The sequence below is a fragment of the Cupriavidus sp. KK10 genome (assembly GCF_018223725.1).
Taxonomy (GTDB): domain Bacteria; phylum Pseudomonadota; class Gammaproteobacteria; order Burkholderiales; family Burkholderiaceae; genus Cupriavidus; species Cupriavidus necator.
On the sequence record NZ_CP073678.1, the window covers coordinates 1,520,590 to 1,545,467 of the forward strand.

The window sequence follows — 24,878 nt, forward strand, 5'->3', positions numbered from 1 at the left end:
TATCGTTCTGATAACATCTTCGGGTTTCTACACTTCAGTGCCGTGTAGAGCTTTGATAAAATAATCGGGCTGGCCCATCTGGCCACCCTTCAGTGCAATCTCTAGGTCGGCAAGATGCGGCTGATCCGAAAGCACACGGCACAGCGGCGCACCAGGCGCAAAGCGGGCGGCAACTACCAATGCGTCGGGCGCTAGGTGCTGGGTGACATGGCTGGAGGTGTCGCCGCCCGAAACGAGCAGGCGCTTGATGCGCACCGCACGTAATACGCCATCGACAAGGCCGCCTAAGCGCTGTGCAAGCAGCCGCCCGCCAACGTGCTTGGCCATGTCCTTGCTCATGCCTTGCCCTATCAGCAGCGATGTCATTGCCGCGATCCGGTCATCGTTGGGACCGCGGGCAGTGTGTGCCATGACGCTACGCCCCGCACGCAATGCCGCCACCGCCTCGCCATGCAGGCGCTCCAACTCGGCTTCCCATCGTTCATCCGCGACCAGGCTGGATGCATCTACAGCAAGGTCGACAAATCCATGCGCAATGGCGGCGTCGACCTGCATCTTGCTTAGTGGCGAAGCGCTGCCGGAAACGGCGAGTACCTGCGGGATGGCTTTGAAGTATTCATATTGCGTGGTATCCACGGCGGCTGCCTTTCCAGCCTCGCGCCACCATTGGGTAACCGCGTATTCCAGTCCCGATGAGCCGACACAGAACAGCGGACGGGAGCGGCCGGCGCTGAGACGTTCGAGTAGGCGTCCGACTTGCGTCAGATGGGCTGAGGTAGTTCCGTCGAAAACGATGCCGCCTGACTCGCTCAAAGAGATGCCTGCCAGCTCGCTATCCATCGCTGGGTGCCCTGCTTCGTACAGCGGCAGCGTGAACTTGGCGATAACCTGGCGAGTTTGCGCCCCCAAGTGCGCTGCCAAGTCTGCTTCGGACATCGGCGTGATCGGATGGCGGCTCATGATGGGGTGGCGATCCAGCCGGTACACCAGACCATCCGTGCCAGAGCGGGCAAAGAGGTTGCCGAAGGCGCAATACCGGCCGAGCGCAGGCGTTGCCGCGACAATCGGAATAGGGCCCGCACCGAATGCTTTGCGAGCGAGATCCATGACGCGGCCGATACTTCCGACGGCGGCGGAACTGTCAAAGGTGGAACAGACCTTGTAATGCACCAACGGCACAGGTAGAGCTGCCAGCGCGCCCAGCGTGTGCGGCAGGGTTTGATCCATTTCCTCGGGGGACATGCTACGGCTGTCGCCAGCGACGCCAATGGCATCGAACGAGCCCAGTGCGTTAAGCGTCTCGACGCTGGGCGGCTTCAGGAACAGGGCGCAGCGCAGTCCGGCGAATGCAAGCACTTCCAGCGCATCGGTGGAGCCGGTGAAGTCGTCGCCGTAAAAAGCCAGGCGCAGCTGTGGCTTGGCATCCATGCTTCACATCCGCCCGAAGTGAGAGAGGGCGCGGGCGAGCGCCGGGTGGGTTAAGGCATCGGAGTCAAGGCTTTTCCCGGCGACTGCGGCATCCCAGCCTTCGCGCATGCTGGCGACGCCGGCACGAATGCCGTCCGGGTGGCCGATGATGCCGCCGCCGGCAAGATGCATGAGGTCCGTCGATTGCAGCTGCCGATACATATCCGGCGCTTGGGCGGCCCATTGTCCCGATGAGAACACCGGCATTACTGCCGGTACACCGGCAAATGGAGACAGGCAGGCGCGCGCAGAGCACAGCACCGACTCATCCGCCTCCCAAAATTTGCTGCGCAAGCCGTTGACATGCAGATGATCGACACCGGCCAGGCGCCAAAGCTTCTGGTAGGCCTCAAAGCTAAAGCCGAGCGCGGGATGGCGCGTTAGGCTGCCCCAACCGTTGCGGTGGCCATGGATTGGCAGTTGTGAGTGCCGCCGCAGGTGTTCCACGCCCGCGAATCCTGCCCAGTTGACGCTTACCATCACGCACGTGCCGCCGGCCTGCAGTACCGTATCGTGCTGGCGCAGCATGTCATCGATCGAGCCCGAGATATTGAACGCGTACATCGGCATGCGCCCCAGACGGTCGGCATGCTTGTGCAGCACCGACATCACAGCCGCCACGCGGCGCTCGAACGGTTCGTACGGAGGATTGGCTATCAGCTCATCATCTTTGATGAAGTCGATGCCAGCACCGCAGAGGTCGTCAACCATCGCGGCAGTCTGTTCCGCGGTGAGCCCGATGCTGGGCTTGACGATGGTACCGATCATTGGCCTGCCATGAACGCCCGCCAGGCGGCGGGTGCCTTCGATGCTGAATGCGGGTCCCGGAAATCGAGACGCATAGTCCACCGGCATATCCAGGTCAAGCAGGCGGAGACCAGTGACTTCCCCTAACTCGAACAAGTTGCCGGCCAAGGTTGCGAGCAAAACCGGCAGATTGGGGCCAACATTTTCGATTGGGAAAGCGATCTCAATTTCGGCGCGGTGAAATACGCCATGGCTGCCGCGGCGTTCGACATAGGCGCTCCGCAGTGAAGGCTCTAGCGTTGGCGGTAATGAATGAATATTCACGACACGGGCGCGGGAGCGCTCCTTGAGCTGGGCAGTTTCGCCGGGCAGGGTCAAAAAGGTGCCACTTGATTGCTCGCCGGCGATGACTTGCGCAATCTTCTCGGCGGGAAGCGAGCTCTCAACGAAGTACCGAGCAGTAAACTCGGCGCGTGCAGCGGTAATAGTCATGGGTTCCTCTGATTTTTTCTCCCAGCAGCCGGGCAATCGTGACACCGAAGCTTGTGGATGAGACGATCTTAGGTAGGCGGGTAGGGCGTAGCAAGCGATATAATCTTTTCACCCTGTGAGAAAAACTCACATCGTTAGCCGCGCAGCGAGTCGTCCGTTTTTTATGGAAGGAGAAGATGTATGGTTGCCCGACGCGTTTCATTGAATGCATTGCGCGCCTTTGAGGCTACCGCGCGGCATTGCAGTTTCAGCGCCGCTGCAGAGGAACTGGCTGTTACCCATGGCGCCGTCAGCCGCCAAGTCCGCATGCTCGAGGAAACCTTCGGGATATCCCTGCTGCGGCGTACGGCCCAAGGCGCAGAACCTACGCCGGAAGGCCAGCGTCTTGCTGCCGGTTTGAAGCGTGGCTTTGATGAAATCCAAAGCAGCGTCGATCAGCTTAAGCCTGGGCCGCTGACGCTCGCGTGCTCAACATCCATCATGATGTACTGGGTACTGCCCCGACTGTCCAACTTCCAACAGAAGAATCCTGACGTGCTCCTGCAGTACCACATGACGTCGGGGCCCCTCGACTTCACGCGCGACAAGGTAAGCGTAGCCATTCGCTTGTCGTCGCAGGAACCGCCGCGGGATGTCATCCGCACAGATATTTGCAGTGAATGGGTAGGCCCTGTATGCTCACCCGAATACCTAAGGACACTCGAGCTACGCACGACCACAGACTTGCAGCGGGCCCGGCTAATCTATTCACACACTCGTGAACGTGCTTGGTTGGAATGGAAGGAATGTTATGCCCCGGAGATAGGAGAACTAATTTTAGATGAGGGATTTCCGCACTTTTATCTACTGATCCAGGCAGCCCGATGTGGATTGGGCATCGCCAACGTACCGCGCATGCTGGTTCAGGACGACCTGAACAGCGGCACTTTGGTCGCGCCGTTCGGCTTCGTTGCTGGGCCCAACAGGCTCACGATTTGGGTGGCCTCGCACCTAACGGGGCGTTCCGAGACCAAGCGGTTGATCGATTGGCTAAGCGGCGAGCTACGCGCAGACGAGAGACAAAATCGTGCAATGGCTTAGCCTGGACTATTGTCTTGGAATCTTTGTTCTGAAAGTCTGGTTTCCGCGCGTTGTACACGCTGGATTGACAGTTCGCGATCCTTCCGTGGTGACAACTTTCCTTCGCTTTGTTTAAGTCATTGATGTCATTGATGTCGCGTGCGGTTTCGCTGCCGTTGTCACGCGAATTGAAGACAGGAGTCGGTGACAACTTTCCTTTGTTCTACGGAAGCGGCGGCTCACTTTCTACCGAAGCTGTGCGTTCGACCAATGGGTCTTGATCGAATCCGATCCGGCCAGTCATGCGGGGTGGCGCCCACCACGTGGAAGCTGGATGGCAACGCCGCCACGTCGATGCCGCTCCAGCCCGGATAGAACAAGCGTCCCGGGTTCGTTCAGTGTCGCGGACGGCGGTACCTTGCAGACTTCCTGATCTCATACTCCGACCGCCAGGAGTTAGTACTCCTACCGAATCCAGTTATCGATGAAGAAGCGAAGAAGGGCCTTGAGTTGAGCGCTGATGTGCTCAATGTTCGGATGGTCGACGCGGCCGAACAGGCAGCATCACGCATGTGGATCGACAACTGGCAGCGCATGTTGCCAAGTATCGTAGCCACGCGAGGTTTCGTGTCGGTGTCACTGCTCGACGCGGTCGAGCGCTTTGTTGCCAGTCCGAAGCCGCTTCTAGCCATCGAGCGCGAGTTCTCGAAGGGTGACCCCGTGCTTGTGAGCCTGTCAGATTTCTTGTGTGTTGAGGTCATGAGACGATATCGAAAGAAACGCCCTTATGACCGAAACAACAAGCATGACCAAGAAGAGCAAGAAATCGAGCGCGCCGAAGCTGTTTCCGGATGAGTTGATCGATCAACTGCTGGCTCAGGTACAGAACAAGGACGCCGAGTCGATTCTCGGTGAATCAGGCTTGGCCGGCCTGCTCAAGAAGCAGTTGGCCGAGCGTATGCTTGCCGCCGAACTGACGCACCATCTGGCCAGCGAGGCCAAGCAAGGCAAGAGCGGCAATCACCGCAACGGCAGCAGTGCAAAGACCGTCATCACGCCCAACGGCGAGCTGGAACTGGACATTCCGCGCGACCGGCAAGCCACCTTCGAGCCGCAACTGGTCGCCAAGTACCAACGCCGGCTGTCCGGCTTCGACGACCACGTAATCAGCATGTATGCACGCGGGATGAGCGTGCGTGAGATTCAGGGCCATTTGCAGGAACTGTATGGGCTGCAGGTCTCGCCCGACCTGATTTCCACCATCACCGACGAAGTGCTGGCCGAGGTCGAACAATGGCAGCAGCGTCCGCTGGAGGCGATGTACCCCATTGTCTACTTCGACGCGCTGCGCCTGAAGATCCGCGACGAAGGCACCGTCAGGAACAAGGCGGTGTACCTCGCGCTGGGCATCCGCGCCGATGGGCGCAAGGAAGTCCTCGGCCTGTGGATCGAGCAGACCGAAGGCGCCAAGTTCTGGCTCAAGGTCTTCAACGAACTGAAGAACCGCGGCCTGGAGGACATCCTGATCGCCGTGGTCGATTGCCTGCGCGGCTTCCCCCAGGCAATCGAGGCCGGCACGATGCAGGTCTGGATTTGCGCGGCCGGGTAGGATCGCAAGGGCCTGGCGACCGCGCTCAAGCCGATTGTCGCGGGCGTCTTGTGTCCATAGTTCCTCAGCCATAGCCACCAGCTCATGTGGGCCCCATACATCACCTTGTAAGTGCTTGACATCTAACAACTTACGCTCTAGCCGCCATGGCAACCCTCTCATCCTGACAAGTTGAGGCCGATAGTGGACCTGGATCTGGTCGTCACTGACCTTGGATGCAGATCGTGGGGTTACGCGTCGCGCCCTCTATACTTCTTACATGGGGTTCCGGAGATGCCCCGTCCAGAAGTGAGGGGGATGGTATGCAAACGCCGGCAGGGAGAAAAGCCGTACTGGTCATCCATAAGGAACATCAGCAGCTATCGATGGTCATCACTGGCATGCAACGCCTTGTCAAACTGCTCGGTGCCGGCGTAGATGTGCCTAGGCCGGTGATGTTTCGGTCCATGCTGTTTTACATTAGCGAATATCCGGAGCGGCTACATCATCCCAAGGAAGAGCGCTATCTGTTCGCGCGCTTGCGGCACCGTGCTAACGACCTTGACAAAACCATCGACGAGCTAGAGGAACAGCACGTTCAGGGCAAAGCGCGGATGCGAGACATCGAACATGAGTTCACCCGATACGAGCTGTCTGGCGAGTCTGCGCTCCCGGTGTTGCGCGAGATGGTCGAAGATTATGCTGCGTTCTCCGCAAATCACAGGCGTCTGGAAGAAGAGGTGATTCTGCCTGCCGCGCGTCAATGGCTAACGGAGGAGGACTGGAAGGAACTGGATGAGGCGTTTGGCTCAAACCGCGATCCGTTCGGCGGCGTCACGGTAGAGGCAGATTTCGGCCGCCTCTTTGCAACGATCGTCAGGGTCATAAAGGAACCTTAGATCAGAGCGCCGAACGGCCGCTTCAGGGGGAGCAGGTGCGATGTCCACAAAGCGGCGAAAGCCCCGTTTATTTTTTTCTAGTGGTCAGTTATTTCAGACAGGCAGATAGGTTGTTTCACTGTCGATTTCGCCTCGTGGGCAGCGGGCGACAGATACCCCAGGGTTGTGTGCAAACGCACCGGGTTGTACAAGCCGTCAACACAACGCCCACATTACCGACTCAAGGGAAGTTCTGTATCGCTGGCACCCTTGGTATGGTCGCAGGGTGTGGATCTTCAACACAGTCACGAAGAATGGGGAGATCGTTCTGCGCTGTGCGCTGGACTCGCGCGAGTCGGCGCGCGTGCTGGAGGTGCCCCAGTGGATGTTCGATCCGATAGTTTGTTGTCATCTCACCTCTGCAGCGTCCCCCGTAGTCAACTGTGAAGCGCTCCGAAAGTTGAGACGCTTGCTGGCCGATAGGTCGCTTGCCGTCCAAGCCAGTATGGTACAAGCGCAGCACCATCCTTTGTCCCAAACAGGAGGTGCTGATGCGACGCGTGACGAGCCCGCTACCGGGCAATCAACTCGACCTGTTCCATCCTTGTCCAAAGACGCCCCAGTGGACAACCCTGCCGCCGGAGGTCCGACAGCAGACGATCCGCTTGCTCGCGCAACTGCTGCGGCAACACCGACGGGGGGCTGCTCGCCACCGTGCACGAACGGGAGGCCGATGATGAGTGACAAGATCAGAGCGCAGCATCTGGCACGCAAAGCCGTGCTGTACGTCCGTCAGTCGTCGGCGTACCAGGTCAACCACAACCTGGAAAGCCAGAAACTGCAGTATGCGATGCAGGATCGGCTGCACCAGTTAGGCTGGCATGAGGTCGAGGTTATTGATGAGGATCTTGGTCGCTCTGCGGCCGGAACTCAGACGCGTACGGGATTCGAGCGCATGGTGGCAGAGGTTTGCCTTGGCCGCGTCGGCGCTGTTGCCGCGCGCGAGGTGTCGCGATTCGCACGCAACAGTCGCGAGTGGCAGCAACTGGTCGAAGTCTGCCGAGTCGTCGACACTGTGCTGGTCGATCAGGAAACTGTTTACGCCCCACGACAGAGCAATGATCGCTTGCTGCTCGGGCTGAAGGGCAGCCTCAACGAATACGAGTTGGACCTGCTGCGTCAGCGGTCGCTGGAAGCACGGCGGGAGAAGGCCAAGCGAGGCGAGCTCATCGTAGCAGCGCCGGTTGGCTACCGTAAGACCGAAGACCAGCGCCTGGAGAAGGATCCGGATTTGCGTGTGCAGGAGGCCATCCGGTCGGTGTTCCGCCAGTTCGGCGCGATCGGTTCGGTACGCCAGACACTGCTATGGTTCCTCGAGCACGGGCTGCAGCTTCCGGCGTGCACACCGCGCGGAGAAATCCACTGGAAGCGACCCAGCTACGGCACGGTCTACCAGATCCTGACCAATCCGATTTACGGCGGCGCATATGCCTATGGCAAGACGGAATGCACGATTCACTATGAAGACGGCGAACCACGTAAGCGTGATCGCCGCAAGCCGCGAGATCAATGGCTGTCGCTGATTCCCGAAGCCCATGATGGGTACGTTGCCTGGGACGAGTTCGAACGAATCCAGCGCGCGATCAGTGCCAACGTGCGGATGGCCGGACATGCTGGTGCGCCGAAGAGCGGGGAGGCTTTGTTGGCGGGGCTGCTGCGGTGCCGTCGCTGCGCGAGCAAGCTCACGCTACACTACACGGGCCAGCAGCATGACGCCTTGCGCTACTCCTGTCATCGCGCCTGGCTGGACAAAGGGCAGCCCCGTTGTATCGCATTCGGTGGCACACGCATCGACGCGGCCATTGCACAGGCGGTCCTTCAGGTCGTTCAACCTGCAGCAATCGAGGCAGCTATCGTGGCTCGCGAAGAAGAGACGCGGAAACAAGATGAGGTGCTGGCAGCGCTGCAGCGAGATCTGCAGGCGGCCCGCTATGCCGCGCAGCGGGCGCAGAAGCAGTATGACGCTGCCGACCCCGAGAATCGACTGGTCGCCGACGAGTTGGAGCGGCGCTGGAATGATGCCCTGTTGAGGGTCAAGGAACTGCAATCGCGCATCGAGCAACAGGTAGGCGCATCCGGCCAGATCCCCTCAGCAATGCCAGAGGAGTTTGCCGACCTTGCTACGGCGCTGGAGTCCATATGGCCAGAGGCCGACGCCCGCCTGAGGAAGCGTATTGTACGAACGTTGATCCATGAAGTGGTCGTCGATGTGGACAATGCAACGAACGAAATCGTGCTTGTGATCCACTGGAAAGGCGGCGTACATACCGAGGTTCGGGTGCCACGACGGCGCCGCGGACAGAACGCCTCTCATACTTCCCCCGAAGCAATTGATGCCGTACGCTCACTTGCCCGGATCTGTCCCGATTTGCTGATCGCCAGCATACTCAATCGCAATGACCTTCGAACCGGACGCGGCAATTACTGGACACAGGAACGTGTCACTGCGCTGCGAAGCCACCATCGGATTGCCGTCTATTCAAGCGAGCAGCGGACCGCCGAAGGATGGATGAATCTGACCGAGGCTGCGGCCTTCATTGGTATTAGTCCCAAGACCCTCAGGCTTGCGGTCGAACGCGGCGAAGTCGCCGCAGAGCACCCATTGCCCAATGGACCGTGGATCTTCAATCGTCATTCCCTCGCTGCCGATCGCGTTGCCGACCTCGTGGCGCGTGCCCAGGCACGGCGTGGCCACCCCACAATGCCAACGACGCGGCAAGGTTCTCTAGACTTATCAACCACATAGCGAGGTGGGGCAGTATGAAACATACTTGTAAAAGCCAACGATGTAATGGGTGATATTGCACCGGGCCTCGTCGTGGTCGGCGTATTAACGCTGCCACACGCGCTCCATCTTCAGGTTCAGGAAGAACCGCTCCATCACCGCGATGACGCTCCTATGTCAAGCGGCGCGCGTCGAATCGGCCAGATCGGCCAGGATGAGTGAGTACAGCTCCCTGACGATATAGCGCTTGAGGCAGCGATGGATTTCCTTTTTCGACATGCCTTCGTTCGTTCGGCGCTCAACGTAGGCGTGGGATGCAAAGGACTGGTGCCACAAAGGCCTGCTTGTGCAGCTTGGCTTTTCAGGCGTTCTGGGTTGTCACCAGCAACGGCAACCAGCACCGCAGCGGTCTGAGGCCCGACACCGAATCGTTCCCGCAGCCGCTTCTTACGGAGCTGGCCCGGCCCGCGTGCTACGCGATCACGAGATCGAGGTACTGGAAGTCAATCGTCCTGACCGGGCGGCGCGCCGGTCTCGAGGGAGGTCGGATCCCACGGACGCGGAGAGCGCTGCACGTGTAGTCCTTTCTGGGAAGGCTACCGCCCTTCCGGAGTGGATAACGGGAGCAGGCTACGGGCAGTGCGAGTGACTCCGCTATCGACAAGTTCTGCGGGAGGTCCTCCAATGCCAAGCGCCCCTCAGCCAGCGTGGTCAGGCCGGGGCCAGCAGCAGGCGCAATACCGCCACAAGGCGATCACCCTCGGTGTCACCCTGGACCGCTTGCAATCCGACGCGGCCTCCTTTATTGCTCGACACAATAAAGACGACATCTTCCCTCACGCGCGTGCGTGCACGCTCCCTGAGGGAACCTCTCCCTCATCCATCACCATTCTTGCTCAAATTTCCACGCTTTCGGCATCACAAGAACCGCTTATGTACACCACGCCAGCGTAGGCGCGAATGAACGCCGTCACAGGTCAAGGTCGAGGCCAGCAAAGCGCGCGGACCTGGGTCTCGTCGGCAATACGCTGGATCGTACCTTCGTTATTTCGAGCCTGCGCGCCAGGGTGTGGTGGGACGCCAGGTTCCCGACAGGGGCGGTCGGCGAAGCAGGCGGTGGCGATCACTCGTGAACGCTGCTGGCGATATGACTGGGTAGTTGAATTTGACATCAAGGCAGCCTTTGATCAGATCGATCATGGACTGCTGATGAAAGCATCCCGAGCGACCGCGACGGCAGCTTCGATCCGATCCTGATTCCTAAGCACGAACGGCGCTTCACCGGTTTCGACGACAAGATCATCGCCATGTACGTCCGTGGCATGACCGTGCGCGCAACAAGGCCGTCTACCTGGCCTTGGGCGTGCTGCCAGACGGCACGCGCGACATCCTGAGCCTGTGGATCGAGTCCACCGAAGGTGCCAAGTTCTGGATGAAGGTGCTCAATGACCTGAAGACCCGTGGCACGCAAGACATCCTGATCGCGGTGACTGACGGCCTCAAGGGTATGGAGCAGGCCCTGAACGCGGTGTTCCCCCAAACGATGCTGCAGACCTGCATCGTCCATCTGATTGGCAAACAGGTTGGACCGTCGGTGACAGATCCAGCGCAGACTTAGGGCCTACAAGGCCGCGGATATATGAAGGGGTCGCCGAGCGAAATCCATTGGGGCCAGGCGCGTACGAGCGCCATCGCGCAGGCCGTATGTATAAGGCAATCCATCTCCTGCACGCCGTAGAGCAAGTCATTGGCAAAGAGGGGGGGCCATGTATAAGATAGCAACCGATACCTACAAGCCAAAACCCTTCAACGAATCCTGGCATCCCGGGCGGTGTTCATATAAGCACGTCACATCGTTTCCTGAGCGTTGGCACCGCCGCTGATGAGCTGTTCTATATGCAGCTTAGCAATGCCGGCATCGAAACGGGCTCTATTGCCGCCCAAAATCTCAGTTGCCTGCCCGGCAGCCTTCAGCAGCGTTGCCACGGCCGCGAACATGGTCGGCGCAGGCCCGAGCCTCTGCTTCGGCCCGGACAATGTCAGTGCTCCTACCAGGTCTCCCATGGCACCGAGAACAGGCGCTGAGGCAGCAGCGGTTTCGGCATCCCGCTCTCCATATGACACTGCCCAAAGGCGCTCGCGCACATCGCGCCAACGCTGATCGTTGGGCTCGCTGAAGGCGAGCAGCACCTTGCCTGAGGCGCCGCGGTCGATGGGGAATTCATCGCCGACACGAATGGACACACGCACGGCGCGCGCAGGCTCGACGCGATACAGCACGAGTCGCCGGTCCCCTTGCCTGACGTAGAACGACGCGGTCTCGCCGAGTTCGCGGCTGAGTTGCTCCAGCAGGTGCTCGATGACGGGACCGACACGGAACGAGCGCTGATAAATAGCCGCCAACCGCAGGGGTTGCGGGCCGATCGCATACTGTCCGTCCTCCAGCTTGCGAATAAAGCCGCCGTGCTCCAGGGCAGCGAGCAGACGTAACACAGTGCTCTTGTACAAGCTCGTGCGACGCGACAACTCCGTCAGCGTCAGGCGCTCATCGGTCGGGCCGAATGCGCCAAGGATGGCGAAGGCGCGGTCCAGCACTGCCACGCCGCTGGAACTCTCGGATGCAGCGGCGTCGGTAACGTCACTCGTTGCGGATGTTTGGTTCTCGTCCATGGGGATGGGGGCTTCAAATAGTTCTGCCTAGTAGAACACAAGTCTAAAGAATCGATGGATTAGCGTATACCCTCATACTCCTCGCTCACTCGCGGTACTAAAGTTCTTTTCAGCAGAACCATGTTCTATTCAAAAGAACAACTTCCGCGCCAATGACCTGTTGCATGACACCCCAGACCGAAACTGTCCATGAATACGCTGATAGGTAACTATTTTCCCGTTCGCCCGGAATGGCTGGCAGCCGGGATTGAACCGGCGCTGGAACCGGAGTTGCCGATCGTCGATGCGCATCACCACTTCTACGAGCGTCCAGGCTGGACTTACCTTCTCGACGACTATATGGGGGACTTGCGCTCCGGACACAACGTCCGTGCGTCCGTCTACATGCAGGCGCTGACCCGCTACCGGACGGCGGGCCCCGACGCGCTACGTGCAGTCGGCGAGACCGAGTTCGTAATAGCAACGACCGCGGCGCCCCAGGCCGACGAAGCCGAGGTAGCCAAAGGGATAGTTGGATACGCAGACCTACGGCAGGGCGCCGCCGTGCGCGGCGTCCTAGAGGCACACATTGAGGCAGGGCATGGCCGTTTTCGTGGCGTCCGACATCTCACCACCTGGGATGCCGACATGTCGCTGGCCAATCCGCTCACCGCGCCACCCAAAGGCTTATTGCAGGATCCTCAGTATCGCGCTGGGGTCTCGGAGTTGTCCAAGCTTGGGCTTTCCTACGACGCCTGGCTGTTCTTTCCGCAACTGCCCGAATTGTTTGACCTGGCGAAAGCCAATCCGGACATCACGGTCATCGTCAACCACTGCGGCGGCGTGGTCCGCATCGGTCAATACCGTGACAAGCAAGCCGAAGTCTTTGAACGCTGGTCGCGCGACATGCGCAAACTGGCTCGCCTGCCAAACGTGCATGTCAAGCTGGGTGGACTGGGGATGCGTATCAACGGCTTTGACTTTGAGCAGGGTGAGCGGCCCCCGTCGTCGATCGAACTCGCCGAAACGTGGAAGCCTTGGATGCTCACCTGCATTGAGGCATTTGGCGCGGATCGCTGCATGTTCGAAAGCAATTTTCCGGTCGACAAGGGTTCGTACCCCTACAGCAACGGCTGGAACGCCTTCAAGCGCCTGACTGCAAAGGCCAGTGCGGCTGAGCGCGATGCGCTTTTCCGGGGGACTGCCAGTGCCGTCTATCGGCTCGACGAACCCACCTGACAGCCGAAACCGGCGCGCTGCCTGAGAGCCGACGGCAGGCGCCACCTTTCCAGATTTCTAAACCAGAGCAAAACGCTCGTCGGACGGAGACCTTTTGCCGTCTGAACTGGAGACGATATGAAACACGATTTCATTAATCACAGGATCGCCACAGCACCTGGACATACCGTTGCTCGCGCGCTGCTCGGATGCGCCTTGTCCGCGTTGCTCGCCGTTGGCGCCACGAGCGCAGTTGCAGCCGATGTCTATCCCTCGAAGCCGGTTCGCCTGATTGTGCCATTCCCGCCCGCTGGCGGCACCGACGTGCTGTCGCGGCTGGTGTTCAACAAGATCGGCATTGCCACCAAGTGGAACGTGGTGGTGGAGAACCGCGCCGGCGCTGGCGGCAATATCGGGCTGGACAGCGTGGCCAAGGCAAAGCCAGACGGCTACACGCTAGGCATGGGACAGACCGCCAACCTGGCGATCAACTCGACGCTGTACCCCAAGATGCCTTACAACGCGCAGAAGGATTTCACGCCGGTGGCGCTGGTAGCAGCACAACCTGTGGTGCTCATCGTGCGCAACGACGCTCCTTACAAGAACGTTGCCGACCTGGTGGCCGCGGCCAAGTCGAAGCAACTGTCGATGGCTTCCGCCGGCACCGGCACGGTCGGACACCTGACCGGCGAGATGTTCGCGCGGCGCGCCGGCATCAAGATGCTGCATGTGCCGTACAAGGGTGCCTCGCCGGCGCTGACCGACCTGATGGGCGGGCAGACCGATTTCTATTTCGCGACGCCCCCAATCGCCATGCCCATGATCAAGGCTGGAAAGGTCCGCGCGCTGGCGGTGACCTCGGCCAAGCGCATGCCGTTGCTGTCAGCTGTGCCTACCATTGCAGAGTCAGGCTATGCCGGCTTCCAGGCAGAAGACTGGAAGGCACTGGTGGCACCGGCCGGCACGCCGCCGGAAGTGGTGGTGCGCCTGAATGCCGAGGTCAACAAGGCGCTGGCGCAGCCGGACACCGTCAGCAAGCTGCGTGAAGAAGGCAGCGAGCCGCGTGGCGGCTCGGCCAAGGACCTTGGCGCCTTTATCCAGAGCGAGAACACACGCTGGGGCGACATTGTGCGTCAGTCCGGCGCGCGTGTCGAATAAGCCATCCCATCGGAACCTGTCATGCAAAAGCCCCTGCGCAATATCCGCGTGCTCGACCTCACCAACGTGCTGGCCGGGCCCTTCTGCTGCCACCAGCTCGCCCATATGGGCGCCGAGGTCATCAAGGTGGAAACTCCCGGCACCGGTGACCTCGCGCGCCAGCTCGGCGCCGATGCCGAGCTGAACCAGCGCCTGATGGGGGTGTCGTTCCTGGCACAGAACCCCGGCAAGCAGTCGATCACCATTAACCTCAAGCATGCGCGCGGCAAGGAAGTGTTCCGCAAGCTGGTGCGCAGCGCCGACGTGCTGGTCGAAAACTTCCGGCCCGGCGTGATGGACCGGCTGGGCCTGGGCTACGAAACGCTGAAGCAGGACAACCCGCGCCTGATCTACTGCGCGATTTCCGGCTTCGGCCAGGACGGGCCGCTCGCGGAGTTGCCGGCCTATGACCAGATCATCCAGGGCATGTCGGGCGTGATGAGCATCACCGGCGATGCGCAGACCGCGCCGTACCGGGTCGGATACCCGGTCTCGGACACCATCGGCGGCCTGACCGCGGCCTTTGCCGTGGCGGCGTCGCTGGCGGACCACCAGCGCACCGAGGGCTATTTCATTGACGTGTCGATGCTGGAGGCCACGCTTGCCACCATGGGCTGGGTCGTGTCCAACCACCTGATCGCGGGCAGGGACCCGGTGCCAATGGGCAACGAGAACATGACCGCCAGCCCGTCGGGCACCTTCCGCACCAGCGACGGGCTGCTCAATATCGCCGCCAACAAGCAGGAGCAGTTCGAGGCCGTGTGTCGCGTGGTGGGCAAGCCCGAGCTGGCCATCGACGAACGCTTTGCCCAGCGCCAGGCGCGGCTGGCCAACCGCGCTGCGCTGACCGCTGCACTGGAAGCGGAACTGGCCAAGAAGCCGGCCACGGACTGGTGGCCGCTGCTGAACGACGCCGGCGTGCCGGCAGGTCCGGTCCTGAGCGTGCCCGACACGCTGGCGCATCCGCAGGTGCGCGACCGCGGCATGATCGGCGGCTTTGCCAATGCGCCCGGCGTCGGCCGCGACATCCGCGTCGTGCGAACCGGCTTCAAGCTCAACCGGGAGGCGCCGGCAGTCGACACGCCGCCGCCCGAACTGGGCCAGCATACGCGCGAGATCCTGGGCAGCCTGGGCTACAGCGACGCGGACATCAACCAACTCAGCGAGGAGCGCGCGGTATGAGCGGCATCGACAAGGAACCGAATTGGGCGGATAGCACCATGGACGCCGGCCAGCGGCTGTCGCAGGACTGGTGGCGCACCGAAATCATCGACATGCGCCCGGGCGAGATCCGCTACCGCGGCTATCCCATCGAGCAACTGATCGGCCGCGTCTCGTTCGCGCAGATGATCTGGCTGATGCTGCGCGGCGAGCTGCCCGAGCCGGGCCAAGGCGAGTTGCTCGACGCGGCGCTGATGGCCGCGGTCGACCACGGTCCGCAGGCGCCCAGCATCGCCATCGCACGCATGGCCGCGACCTGTGGCGTGGGGCTGAACAATGCGATGGCCTCCGCCGTCAACGTGCTGGGCGATGTGCATGGCGGTGCTGGCGAGCAAGCGGTGGCACTGTATGAGGACGTCGCCGCCCGCATCGACGCGGGCAGCGCCCTGGACGATGCCGTCGCCGCTGGGCTTCAGCACTATCGCCAGCTGTACGGCAAGTTCGTATCGGGCTTTGGCCACCGCTTCCATCCGGTCGATCCGCGCGCGCCGCGCCTGCTCGCGCTGGTGGAGCAGGCCGCGGTCGATGGCGTGGTGAACGGGCGCTACGCGGCGATTGCCCTGGCCATCGAGGATGCACTGGCGGTAGGCCGCAGCAAGCCAATTCCGATGAATATCGACGGCGCCACCGCCGCCATCTATGCCGAACTCGGTTTCTCGGCACCACTGGCGCGCGGGCTGTTCTGTCTGTCACGCTCGGTCGGCATCCTTGCGCATGCGTGGGAGCAGACCAACCAAGGCGGCCGCAACAAGGGACCGATCCCGCGCCAGTTCCTGTGGACCTATGACGGTACGCCGCAGCGCGACGTGCTCGGGGCGCAGGAGCGTTGAAACTTTGATCCCGTCTCGCGACGAGCGAAACGAACACGACTGCATGCATCGAAAAGAAGCGGTAGCAGCCGACCCATCAGGCCATCGATCACCTGTGGCTGCCTAGCAGGCAACTCGTACACCCACGAACCAATCCCAAGGAGACTAACTAGTATGTTGACCCGCCTGATCGCCACTGTCGCACTGGTTTGTGCGAGCCTTCCCGGTCATGGGCAAACGTGGCCCACCAAGCCCGTTCGCATCGTCGTGCCCTATTCGGCTGGCGGCACCACCGACTTCGTTGCAAGACAGGTCGCGCAAAAGCTAAGCGAGAGCACTGGCAAATCCTTCTTTGTCGAAAACAAGCCGGGAGCCAGCGGTACGATCGGCACCATGCAAGTCGCACGTGCCGCACCGGATGGATACACCTTGCTGGCCAACGACACCACGTACACGATGCTGCCGTCGCTCTTCAAGACGCTGCCTTGGGACCACGCACATGACTTTGTGCCAGTCACCACCATTGCGCAAACGCCGGTGATCATCATCGTTCCCGCCGGGTCTCGGTTCAAGGACCTGCAGCAACTGATCGCATTCGCCAAACAGAACCCCGGCAAGCTTAACTTCGGCTCCGGCGGCGCGGGCAGCTCCACGCATCTGGCCGCAGAGGTCTTCGAGAAGAGTTCAGGCACCGCCTTGACGCATATCCCTTACAAGGGTGCGGGGGAAGCGTTGATGGGGTTGATCGCCGGGAATGTCGATCTGCTGATCACCGCTACCCCGACCGCAATCCCGCAGATCAAGGGAGGCAAGGCTCGCGCGCTGGCGGTCACCGGAGGTAGCCGTGTACCTACACTACCTGATGTGCCTACTTTTGCTGAAGCCGGACTGAAGGACTACAAGGTAACAAATTGGTTTGGTCTCGCTGCGCCGAAGGGAACGCCGCCAGACCTGGTGAAGAAGCTCCAAAGCGAGGTGCAGAAGGGCGTGCAGAGCGCCGACATCATGGAGCGACTAGCGAGCATGGGGGCACAGCCCGGTGGGATCCCATCAGCGGATTTCGCAAAGCTAATCAAGCAAGACACGGTTACGTGGACTCAGGTGGCGAAAGCAGCCAATGTGAAGCCAGAATGAGTTTCGAGAGAAGCTGCTGATCATCAACTGACAGGCCGAGATACTCGTCAGTGAAACCCTTAAGCATGGCCTTGTGCTGGATAAGCTAAAGCCTCCGGTACAAGGCTCCCCCTGGAGCAAGCGTTTACGCTTCGTGGGCAGAAGTGAGGGCCACGGAAGAGTTTTCAGTTGTAACCGAGGATGGCAACCTTGGCTACGTCCGGGCGGAGATTCGAGTTTTCCACCAGCACCTCGGACGGCCTCTGGGAGAACACGGCTTTTTGCAAAGTATGTGTTGCAGCACGCTGCTCGAAATTTGACACAGAGTCCATGCTGGCTTCGATGCCACACACATAGCCATGGGATGGATGCGCATAAGAACTACTCCTTGTGGGGAAAGATGTCTGCTTTGATACCTATTGATCAGCGAACAAGAGAAAAGAGTCGGGTAGGCGGGGTCACGACGATCCCCTGAGGCGCAAGCGTTCCGAATGTCGATTCGCGATTAGAAGCGCAATAGCGAATATCGAATCTCCCACCAGTGCTATTGCACCCCTGAGTACCATGTTGGCTGCTCGTTTCAATGCTGCGATGGAGAAAAGCATAGCCCCCGTCAGGAGCGGTCCTAGCGCGAAGCGCCACCCAGAGACGCGGTCTGAGATGCACCCCTTTCAAGGTGATCAAACGACACGTCCAGCCTTGATGACACGGGCGGTAGAAACATGCCGCCGTGCTACGCATCCGGCCACATAGCCTTTCTTCTTCGGCGCTTTCGGTCCCCGCGTATGTTTGCGCGTCACGCGGGGACCAACGTGCGTCGCGATCTTGATCAACTTGTGACCGAGCTGAGCTGAGGTGAGGAGATCATAGGCCTGCCACACCTCGGGCGGCACTGCGATCATCATGCCGGCATACGTCGCCCGGATTTCGCTGGCGAGGCAATACGGTGAGAGTTCGATATCACTGGTATCCAGTTCATGGCGGATTCTCACCGCAGTCGCAATCTCGCTTAGCACGTTATACGCCAGCGCCGCCACACCAAAGGCCAGCAGCGCCGCACGCGGCTGACTCAACGAACGAATCTCGCTGTTGAGCACCGATTCGAGTCGTTGAAACAGATTCTCTATGCCCCAGCGTCGCCGATATAAGCGGGCGACTGCCTCGGCCGTCAGGTGTGTGGCAGGGACATTGGTCAACAGGCGGATGACGGTGTCACCATCCTCGGTGGCGCCATCCAGATGCAGCTTGATGTGCCGCAGCACCAGCGGCGCGTTCGATTCATCCGGGATGCTGACCGCCTGCTCGTACACGATACCGGTTTCGACCCGGCCCATTTCGCGTACCGGCTCCAGCTCGCTGGGGCACGGATTGCGGCCGTGCTCGCGCACGATGAAGGCGCTGCCGCGATGCTGCAAGCCGGCAAGGATCGCCCGGGTGCTGAAGTTGCGATCGGCGATCCACAACTGGGCCGGCTCGGCCGACTCGAGCAGGGTTTCCATGATGGCCCGCTCCTGCGCATGCGCATCTTCACAGGGCACCAGATCGACGATCATCGCCGTATCCGGGTCATAAACCACCAATGACTGCCCTGGCAAGGCCGCGCCCCGAAACCCACGCAATGGTTTCAGGCGTTTTTCGCTCGCCGGCAAGTGGCTACCATCCACGATGCGCAGGCGATAGCCGTCCACCGAGAGCGCTCCTGCTCGAACAACTCGTCGATCCAGGCCGGATCGAGGGCGCGTTGCAACCCCAGGCGCGCCATCACGCTGATCGGGCTGTGTTCGATAAAGCGTTCCACCACTGCGTCCAGTACCACGCCACTGACTCCGTTTTCGGTTCGAGAACACGGAGTGTGCGTGAGCACGAGAATCGATGGACGCGCGAGCACGGTAAATGATGGTCGGCTGAGGTTCGGTCCATCGCCAATGTTGCAGGTCGTCGGGTGATGCTGATGGACGTGGCGATCAAGCGCGGGCGGTCCGGATGCGGAGGTGGAGCGGCAGCGCTGATGGAACAAGGGGCCCGGCGGGCCCCTTATGGTTGGATCTGAAGTCGTTGTCGTGGAGGTCATCGTCACGGCCATCTGGATGCACCTGGCGGTCTTCGGTCAGCCACGCGGCCAAGGCCAGTTGGTAGTGTGCATGCAGACGTTCGCGCAGATCGTCAAGCAACTCGATCACGGCCCAAGCCTGCGCGGGCGTCCAGTTGGCGTCGATGAACAGGGACAGTCCTTGGGTGATGCCGGATGGCTGGTGGAAGGTCATGGTGGTACTCGTGGTTGTATGGATGGAAGGGGTCATGGTGATGGACGTGGCGACAGCCGGTGGGGGCCTCATCTTCTGGTGCGCCGGCTCTGGGAGGCGGTGTAGGTTTCCAGGTAGAGCTTCTCGTCGATCTGCGGCAGCTCCCGCTGCGCGGCCTGGGCCAGAAGTTCGCCAGCCAGGTTCATCAGGATGCGGTAATTGCCGGCGGCGTGTTCACAGAGGGTCTGGCGCAATGGCGCGGTCATCAGGCTGGCATTGCCGGCGGTGGCCAGCAGGTGGTCCAGGCATGCCTGCAGCTCTTCGATGCTCGCGCTCTCCAGCTCCAGGCGGCAGCGGATGCGGCTGCCCAGCGGGATCAGGTCCTCGCGGCTGAACTTCTCTGGCAGGCGGGCGTCGCCGGCAAGCACCACGCACAGCAGCAATTGCGAGTCGAAGCGTGCCTGCGCGAGCAGGCGCAGCTCCGAGAGGACCGGCACGGCCATCTCCTGGGCTTCGTCGATGGCAGCACGCAGCGGCGGCGGCTGGCCTCCATGTGGGCGAGCCAGCGCTCGCGCAGCGCCTTGAACCGCCCCAGCGGTTGTGGGGCTTGAGCGGTACGGTAAAGATGTCGCTAAGCTCGCGGTAGAAGTCCGCCAGATTGCTCTGCGGGTGAGCGATGGAGCCGACCATCAGCTCACGCTCAATCCGGAGCGCGAGATTGCCGTGCCCACCGGTATCAAGCCAGGCGCCGAAAAACAGCGTTTGGCTGCATGAATGAGGCGACATCTACCTTGACGCGCGCCGCACTTCCAGAGGGTTCATACAGGAACGGGGTTTTGATAAAATGGCACGCTATTTCCTGTCTGCCAAAAGGACTTTGATTGGCAGTGTCTCTTTCGAGAAAGCGGCCCGTTGTCGGCACCGTACTCGCCAAGGCGATTCCCACGCGCAGGCGCGCAGGTGTTAACCAGGAGTGAACACTTATGATTAATGCCACGCCATCCATCAAACTTGGTAGTTTTCTCCAGATAGCGCCTTACCTTGCAATGCGAGGAGTGTCGCCACTGGAGTTCTTCCAGCGTCTCGGCATTTCGCCAAATATTTTCCAGAATCCCGATATATGGCTGCCGCGGGCGGTCTGCTTTCATATCGCCAATGAAATGGCAGCGGTTGCACAGGATCCGTTCAGCGGCGCCTATGTGGGTCATCTGACGGAAATACGCTCACTCGGCACCTGGGGTGCATTGATCCTGGGCTCGGCCAACCTGGCCCAGGCTTGCGCAATGGCCGCTGCGCATGCGTCCTTGTTGCATCAAGGCGGGCAGATAAAAATCGTCACCGAGGGGCGTACGACAAAACTCGTCCATCAGTTCACGGGCGAATGCGGGTCGGATCCCAGGCAATTCATTCTGGGAAGCCTTGCGGTACTTAGAAAAATCCCTCTTATGGCCAACGACGCGTCGGCCATACGTGTCCACATCAAAGGCTCACGGGCAAGAGGAGACGGGGCGCTTGAAGAATGCCTGGGCCCGAACCTGGAGATGAATGCAGACTACAACATGATCGAATTTGATCGTGATTTGCTCGACACGCCGCTGACACATATGTGCGATGATGCCTGGAAAACCACCGAAGCGCTGAAGTGGACGGTTGAAACAGCAGGCATGCTGATCAAGCAGGTATCGGATCAAAGTCAATCAAAACTTGCCGTCATCTCCAGAAGCATTGGCATCTCTCCCAGGACGCTGCAACGCCGCCTCAAGTATTGTGGTGTCGATTTCGATGAGCTACGTGATGAAACGCGCCGCAGCGAAGCCCTTAAGCTGCTTGCCGACGGGAAATATAGCGCTACCGAGATTGCCTATATGGTCGGCTACAGCGATCAGGCGCATTTTACGCGCGCCTTCAAGCGCTGGACCGGAGACACGCCGTCGCGCTACCGTCCGGCCTCGCAACAGGGTGGGCTGAGCGAGGGATAAGTTCCCATCCCTGCCGCCCGACGGCATGGCGCTGCAAGCCAGGCATGCGCGCAGCAAAGCCTCCCGGGCTTGCGCAAAGCTGAAGCCGGAAACTCGGAACACCGGGCGCCGGGTCACTTCGGAAACAAGAAGGTCACGCCGACCCGGAAACTCCAGCCATCCGGCCCATTTTCAGGCGCAGCAGCCCAATAGCGTGCACCGATATGGAAGCTGACCGGCTGCGAACCCAATTTTACTACCTTTGAAACAGTGAAATTGACTGGAGTACTCCACTGCGTCTCTTCCAATCATACGAACTCTCCGTATCCAACCCGAACGTCCATGCCTTATTGTTGGTGTAAAAGAAGAACGGCTGCAGGAAGGTGGCACTGATATTGCGGCGGTCACTGTGGCCCGCCAGCGAGCAGAGGTGATTGACTCAACCTCCTCGGCATTTCGATGGCGCACCCATTACGATTTCCAAAAAAAGACACGCCAATGGCCTAGATTTCATATTTCTTCAAAATATTATGGTTATCTTCTCTAGCAACCAAAATCAAATCATCTCCTCGCGAGCCTCAGAACCGGTAGGTAATTCCCATGATCGGTCCTTTCTGAATGACGTCGAACTCGAATCCATTCTTCCTATAATCCACGCCCTGGATCCGGTAGCCGGCCATCGCGGACAGGTTGATTTTTATCTTGTAACCAACGCCCGCAACCACGTCCCAGTCAAGATCAGCCTGGCCCGTGCCGATGTTTCCCCAACCGGTGAGATAGACCTTGTCGGTAAAGGAATACGTGCCACGAAAACCGGCAACCATGTCAACCCAGGTAGCGCTGTCGCGCTGTTTCACATGGTCGAGAATTCCCCCATGAAAATTCAATTTAGTGCTCACGCTCCAGACACGCACCCCGGCAATCAAGTCCAGATGCAAACGATCCGTGCTATGCACGGTGTATCCCCCCCCCAGCAGGCCCGAGAATGATTGCGAGGTCACACCGATTTTTTCCGCCAAGACGCCCTTGGGCGTAGAGTCTCTGACAGAGGTCTTCGTATACGCCATATCGGCGAAGATGCTGTAGCGGCCGCGACGCCCCTCGATGATCCCCATGAATGCATAGTCCAGCTCATTAAAAATCTGCCCGAAGTCAGATTTGATCCTGGCAGGCGGAGAATCAAATTGCCGGACCGTACCCTGGACCCCGGCCATCCAGAGATAAGGGCTTACGCTGAACTGCCAATCTGAATTGCTTTCTGGCCTTGCCGCTGGGGGGGAGTCCGCAACGCGGCCGTTTTCATCTGCTCGCGCGGCCCCCGGCAACGCCGAGGCAGCCGCCAGCAACAGGGTGAACAGAAGGCCGGCGCTCCTCTGTCCCCTCGATAGCGACCAGCCGCAACGCGGGAGATACCCGGCCCGTGTCCGGTTGGCCGCATTCCCCATATCGCCAAGTCCGTGTGAAACCGTTCTCATGAAAACGCGGCGGCCTCGGCAGAGCAGTCCATTGGCGCACTTCCTCCCGCCGCCTTGACGTTCTTCAACTCCTGTTCCGCGGCATCCAGGTCGGCCTGGAAACCGGCGTCGCTTTGAAGCCTGCTGACAGTTGCAGCGCCCATCACTCGCCCGGCGTCAACATCGCTTTGCCAATGCGCATTACAAATCACACGGCTTTGCCCGAACGCAAGGCCGCGCGCCAGCAACTCATTCGCTCGTTGCGGGTGGATTTCGGCCAGGACGAGAGCCCAGGCCCATCCCGCAGCAGTGTGGCCCGAAGGATAAGAGCCATCGTTTCGCAGGATTTCCTCATCCTGCGGCGTGCATGTCCCTTCGTCATGCAAAGCAAACGGCCGGGTTCGGTTGTATTTGTTCTTGACGCCATAGGTGGAAAGCCCTGCGTCCGTCAATACACGTTGCATAACCTGATAGGTCTGGGGCGTGTATTGCTCGTCGATCCTGACGCCCATGGCGCAAGAGAAATTCTCCGCAGGCGCTGGGAACCTGAGATCGGCATCTCGTCTGGCCATCTCCCAGCGGGCGGTTCCACTCAGCGCGAGGGCGGCTTTTCTTGCCTCTTCGTCATGCGCAAACGCGGCGCTGTCTTTCGAGGGAGGGGGACCGAGGAGCTGCAAGCTATTTGGGAGGTCCGCCTGCTTCAGGTAGCCGGGGGCCAATTCGAAGTGCGGATCGGTAACTTTTCCCGGCGCAGGGGTAAGCGCTTGCGCACCGAGCCACCCGGAAGCGGACATGCACAGCAGCCCGCCAGCGGCTACCAGTGTGCGGTTGAAGACGGAGATTTTGTACATACGAGGACTCCGGATTCATCGAGCCACGGGCTGTGGCTGCGGGAAACGCCATTGGCCACTCAGAATCTGTTCACCCGGCTGATACAGCCTCGCTGTGTAGTTCCAGCCTGGCATGATGGGCAGGCAATTCGCGATCTTTCCGTCGCAACCGCCGAACTGAATGTCAATCGACCCATTAGCGTTCTTCTCGGCGGTGAGATTATTCAATGAATAGGCGCCGTAGGGATTCTTCTGGAAGTAGCCCTCGGCGTTGTAGACGGCGACAGACCAGAACGCATTGACGGGAACGGACCCGACATTCAGCCGGTACACCGTTTTTCCGTCGTTCTGCGGCATCACTCCCGTGAGGTAGATGGCGTCTTTACTGGGATTTCCGCCCCATCCCGCCGCGGTCCCGATCAGATGCTGGACGGGATCGACCGAGCCCCTGGAACCAAACGCCTGGTTATAGTCGGGAAGGGTCGAGGCCAGCACCAGCAGGGCATCACGCACCTTCTTCTGGCTCGCCTGATCCCATTTCGGAATGACAAACTCCCCGGCCTTGTCTTGGCTGACCCGGATGGCGTCCTGCAGCGCATGCACCCGTTCAATGTCTTTTTTATCCGCTGGGTCCACCAACGTGCGGATAGCGACAAAGACATAGCGCGTGCCGATTTCCTCTTTCGTCAGCACGTGGCGGCCCGCGGAATAAAAGACGGCGGGTACGTAGTGGTCTTCGTCGACCACGAGCATCGACATGAATCTCTCGCCTGCCTCAGGCAGCTCGATCGTGACAGGGCCCGCATCAAGATCGAACACGCCTCCTGAATAGAGCGTGTCCCGGTTCATCCGGATGACATTCTGGGCATCGATGGACGCTGGCTCCCGGCTATGAACAAGCTTGCCGAAACTGCCGTCGGACACCATCTTGCCCATGTAGAGATCAGACTCGGCACGGGCAAAATTGTCGATACCTACGGGTATCGCCGTATCGGCGGCGGCCTGCGCATTTGCCATCCCCAAGGTTGCTAAAGCCAGGGCGACTGTGCGCACCGCAGATGAATAAGACATTTGACCCTCTAGATCCGATGAAAACCTGCATCCGCCGGCCACGCATTCGTCCAATGCGTGGCCGCTGATGGCAGCACGTGCTGGTCGTACCATTATCTT

Annotated in this window: 19 protein-coding genes and 7 pseudogenes; 14 read left to right on the forward strand and 12 right to left on the reverse strand. The window is 60.3% G+C overall.

Features of this window, described 5'->3' with window-relative positions:
- Positions 1–27 precede the first annotated feature (27 nt).
- Entirely contained in the window at positions 28–1,428 is a 1,401-nt protein-coding gene (locus KB879_RS38500; RefSeq protein WP_211983120.1) for a four-carbon acid sugar kinase family protein, read from the reverse strand.
- A 3-nt stretch (positions 1,429–1,431) separates the two neighbouring features.
- Positions 1,432–2,706, reverse strand: a complete 1,275-nt coding sequence (locus KB879_RS38505) for a ribulose-bisphosphate carboxylase large subunit family protein (RefSeq protein ID WP_211983121.1) — start codon at positions 2,704–2,706, stop codon at positions 1,432–1,434.
- Between the two features lie 180 nt (positions 2,707–2,886).
- Between KB879_RS38505 and KB879_RS38510 the strand changes: the two genes are divergently transcribed.
- The 5 genes and pseudogenes from KB879_RS38510 (at position 2,887) to KB879_RS38530 (ending at position 9,037) form a co-directional block, all read left to right on the forward strand.
- A complete protein-coding gene (locus KB879_RS38510; protein ID WP_211983123.1) occupies positions 2,887–3,786 on the forward strand; it encodes a LysR substrate-binding domain-containing protein in 900 nt (299 codons plus the stop codon).
- A 489-nt stretch (positions 3,787–4,275) separates the two neighbouring features.
- Positions 4,276–4,620: a hypothetical protein gene (locus tag KB879_RS38515; protein ID WP_211983125.1), complete on the forward strand. Its 345-nt coding sequence runs from the start codon at positions 4,276–4,278 to the stop codon at positions 4,618–4,620.
- A pseudogene (locus tag KB879_RS38520) lies at positions 4,571–5,338 on the forward strand (IS256 family transposase); the annotation flags it as partial. The gene KB879_RS38515 and the pseudogene KB879_RS38520, both read left to right, overlap by 50 nt.
- 338 nt (positions 5,339–5,676) lie before the next feature.
- Complete coding sequence (locus KB879_RS38525) at positions 5,677–6,252, forward strand: hemerythrin domain-containing protein (protein ID WP_211983127.1); 576 nt, start codon at positions 5,677–5,679, stop codon at positions 6,250–6,252.
- Between the two features lie 712 nt (positions 6,253–6,964).
- Positions 6,965–9,037 carry a recombinase family protein gene (locus tag KB879_RS38530; RefSeq protein WP_211983129.1) on the forward strand — a complete coding sequence of 691 codons (2,073 nt, stop codon included), beginning with the start codon at positions 6,965–6,967 and terminating at the stop codon, positions 9,035–9,037.
- A 156-nt stretch (positions 9,038–9,193) separates the two neighbouring features.
- Here the strand turns inward: KB879_RS38530 and KB879_RS38535 are convergent.
- Positions 9,194–9,456, reverse strand: a pseudogene (locus tag KB879_RS38535) (transposase); the annotation flags it as partial.
- A 5-nt stretch (positions 9,457–9,461) separates the two neighbouring features.
- Between KB879_RS38535 and KB879_RS40060 the strand changes: the two are divergent.
- The 3 pseudogenes from KB879_RS40060 to KB879_RS38540 form a co-directional block, all read left to right on the forward strand.
- Positions 9,462–9,644: pseudogene (locus KB879_RS40060) on the forward strand (IS110 family transposase); the annotation flags it as partial.
- A gap of 455 nt (positions 9,645–10,099) precedes the next feature.
- Positions 10,100–10,240 (forward strand): annotated as a pseudogene (locus KB879_RS40065) (group II intron reverse transcriptase/maturase); the annotation flags it as partial.
- Positions 10,234–10,589 (forward strand): annotated as a pseudogene (locus KB879_RS38540) (transposase); the annotation flags it as partial. The pseudogenes KB879_RS40065 and KB879_RS38540, both read left to right, overlap by 7 nt.
- 275 nt (positions 10,590–10,864) lie before the next feature.
- On the opposite strand, the gene KB879_RS38545 reads toward KB879_RS38540, so the two are convergent.
- Complete coding sequence (locus tag KB879_RS38545; protein ID WP_211983131.1) at positions 10,865–11,686, reverse strand: IclR family transcriptional regulator; 822 nt, start codon at positions 11,684–11,686, stop codon at positions 10,865–10,867.
- A 189-nt stretch (positions 11,687–11,875) separates the two neighbouring features.
- Here KB879_RS38545 and KB879_RS38550 point away from each other — a divergent pair, with 189 nt between their 5' ends.
- From KB879_RS38550 to KB879_RS38570, 5 genes are all read left to right on the forward strand, one after another.
- The gene (locus KB879_RS38550; protein WP_211983133.1) at positions 11,876–12,904 is read left to right on the forward strand and encodes an amidohydrolase; all 1,029 of its coding nucleotides are present in this window, start codon (positions 11,876–11,878) and stop codon (positions 12,902–12,904) included.
- A gap of 117 nt (positions 12,905–13,021) precedes the next feature.
- A complete protein-coding gene (locus KB879_RS38555) occupies positions 13,022–14,041 on the forward strand; it encodes a tripartite tricarboxylate transporter substrate binding protein (RefSeq protein WP_211983135.1) in 1,020 nt (339 codons plus the stop codon).
- Between the two features lie 21 nt (positions 14,042–14,062).
- Entirely contained in the window at positions 14,063–15,262 is a 1,200-nt protein-coding gene (locus tag KB879_RS38560; RefSeq protein WP_211983137.1) for a CaiB/BaiF CoA-transferase family protein, read from the forward strand.
- Entirely contained in the window at positions 15,259–16,131 is an 873-nt protein-coding gene (locus KB879_RS38565) for a citryl-CoA lyase (RefSeq protein ID WP_211983139.1), read from the forward strand. Before KB879_RS38560 ends, KB879_RS38565 begins: the two co-directional genes overlap by 4 nt.
- 153 nt (positions 16,132–16,284) lie before the next feature.
- Complete coding sequence (locus KB879_RS38570) at positions 16,285–17,244, forward strand: tripartite tricarboxylate transporter substrate binding protein (protein WP_211983140.1); 960 nt, start codon at positions 16,285–16,287, stop codon at positions 17,242–17,244.
- Between the two features lie 659 nt (positions 17,245–17,903).
- Here KB879_RS38570 and KB879_RS38575 read toward each other — a convergent pair.
- From KB879_RS38575 to KB879_RS38585, 4 genes and pseudogenes are all read right to left on the reverse strand, one after another.
- The gene (locus KB879_RS38575; RefSeq protein ID WP_249221429.1) at positions 17,904–18,911 is read right to left on the reverse strand and encodes a transposase; all 1,008 of its coding nucleotides are present in this window, start codon (positions 18,909–18,911) and stop codon (positions 17,904–17,906) included.
- Positions 18,848–19,039 (reverse strand): hypothetical protein, encoded by a 192-nt coding sequence (locus KB879_RS40070; protein WP_249221430.1) that lies wholly within the window; start codon positions 19,037–19,039, stop codon positions 18,848–18,850. Before KB879_RS40070 ends, KB879_RS38575 begins: the two co-directional genes overlap by 64 nt.
- 148 nt (positions 19,040–19,187) lie before the next feature.
- Complete coding sequence (locus tag KB879_RS40075; protein WP_249221431.1) at positions 19,188–19,487, reverse strand: hypothetical protein; 300 nt, start codon at positions 19,485–19,487, stop codon at positions 19,188–19,190.
- 68 nt (positions 19,488–19,555) lie between these two features.
- Positions 19,556–20,183: pseudogene (locus tag KB879_RS38585) on the reverse strand (ExeA family protein); the annotation flags it as partial.
- Positions 20,184–20,449: 266 nt separating this feature from the next.
- Here KB879_RS38585 and KB879_RS38590 point away from each other — a divergent pair.
- The gene (locus KB879_RS38590; RefSeq protein ID WP_211983142.1) at positions 20,450–21,445 is read left to right on the forward strand and encodes an AraC family transcriptional regulator; all 996 of its coding nucleotides are present in this window, start codon (positions 20,450–20,452) and stop codon (positions 21,443–21,445) included.
- Positions 21,446–21,558: 113 nt separating this feature from the next.
- Here the strand turns inward: KB879_RS38590 and KB879_RS40080 are convergent.
- From KB879_RS40080 to KB879_RS38610, 4 genes and pseudogenes are all read right to left on the reverse strand, one after another.
- A pseudogene (locus KB879_RS40080) lies at positions 21,559–21,860 on the reverse strand (transporter); the annotation flags it as partial.
- Positions 21,861–22,002: 142 nt separating this feature from the next.
- Entirely contained in the window at positions 22,003–22,899 is an 897-nt protein-coding gene (locus KB879_RS38600; protein WP_211983144.1) for a hypothetical protein, read from the reverse strand.
- Positions 22,896–23,672 (reverse strand): phosphatase PAP2 family protein, encoded by a 777-nt coding sequence (locus tag KB879_RS38605; RefSeq protein WP_211984592.1) that lies wholly within the window; start codon positions 23,670–23,672, stop codon positions 22,896–22,898. The genes KB879_RS38600 and KB879_RS38605 overlap by 4 nt, the downstream gene beginning before the upstream one ends.
- A gap of 72 nt (positions 23,673–23,744) precedes the next feature.
- Positions 23,745–24,779 (reverse strand): DUF1254 domain-containing protein, encoded by a 1,035-nt coding sequence (locus tag KB879_RS38610; RefSeq protein WP_211983145.1) that lies wholly within the window; start codon positions 24,777–24,779, stop codon positions 23,745–23,747.
- Positions 24,780–24,878 lie beyond the last annotated feature (99 nt).

Bases quoted from the DNA above. Each gene is read 5' to 3' on its own strand.
- KB879_RS38510 (WP_211983123.1), top strand. From the start codon at position 2,887: ATGGTTGCCCGACGCGTTTCATTGAATGCATTGCGCGCCTTTGAGGCT.
- KB879_RS38560 (WP_211983137.1), top strand. From the start codon at position 14,063: ATGCAAAAGCCCCTGCGCAATATCCGCGTGCTCGACCTCACCAACGTG.
- KB879_RS38555 (WP_211983135.1), top strand. From the start codon at position 13,022: ATGAAACACGATTTCATTAATCACAGGATCGCCACAGCACCTGGACAT.
- KB879_RS38500 (WP_211983120.1), bottom strand. From the start codon at position 1,428: ATGGATGCCAAGCCACAGCTGCGCCTGGCTTTTTACGGCGACGACTTC.
- KB879_RS38570 (WP_211983140.1), top strand. From the start codon at position 16,285: ATGTTGACCCGCCTGATCGCCACTGTCGCACTGGTTTGTGCGAGCCTT.
- KB879_RS38565 (WP_211983139.1), top strand. From the start codon at position 15,259: ATGAGCGGCATCGACAAGGAACCGAATTGGGCGGATAGCACCATGGAC.
- KB879_RS38590 (WP_211983142.1), top strand. From the start codon at position 20,450: ATGATTAATGCCACGCCATCCATCAAACTTGGTAGTTTTCTCCAGATA.
- KB879_RS38530 (WP_211983129.1), top strand. From the start codon at position 6,965: ATGATGAGTGACAAGATCAGAGCGCAGCATCTGGCACGCAAAGCCGTG.
- KB879_RS38600 (WP_211983144.1), bottom strand. From the start codon at position 22,899: ATGAGAACGGTTTCACACGGACTTGGCGATATGGGGAATGCGGCCAAC.
- KB879_RS38545 (WP_211983131.1), bottom strand. From the start codon at position 11,686: ATGGACGAGAACCAAACATCCGCAACGAGTGACGTTACCGACGCCGCT.
- KB879_RS38605 (WP_211984592.1), bottom strand. From the start codon at position 23,672: ATGTCCGCTTCCGGGTGGCTCGGTGCGCAAGCGCTTACCCCTGCGCCG.
- KB879_RS38550 (WP_211983133.1), top strand. From the start codon at position 11,876: ATGAATACGCTGATAGGTAACTATTTTCCCGTTCGCCCGGAATGGCTG.
- KB879_RS38505 (WP_211983121.1), bottom strand. From the start codon at position 2,706: ATGACTATTACCGCTGCACGCGCCGAGTTTACTGCTCGGTACTTCGTT.
- KB879_RS40075 (WP_249221431.1), bottom strand. From the start codon at position 19,487: ATGACCTTCCACCAGCCATCCGGCATCACCCAAGGACTGTCCCTGTTC.
- KB879_RS38525 (WP_211983127.1), top strand. From the start codon at position 5,677: ATGCAAACGCCGGCAGGGAGAAAAGCCGTACTGGTCATCCATAAGGAA.
- KB879_RS38610 (WP_211983145.1), bottom strand. From the start codon at position 24,779: ATGTCTTATTCATCTGCGGTGCGCACAGTCGCCCTGGCTTTAGCAACC.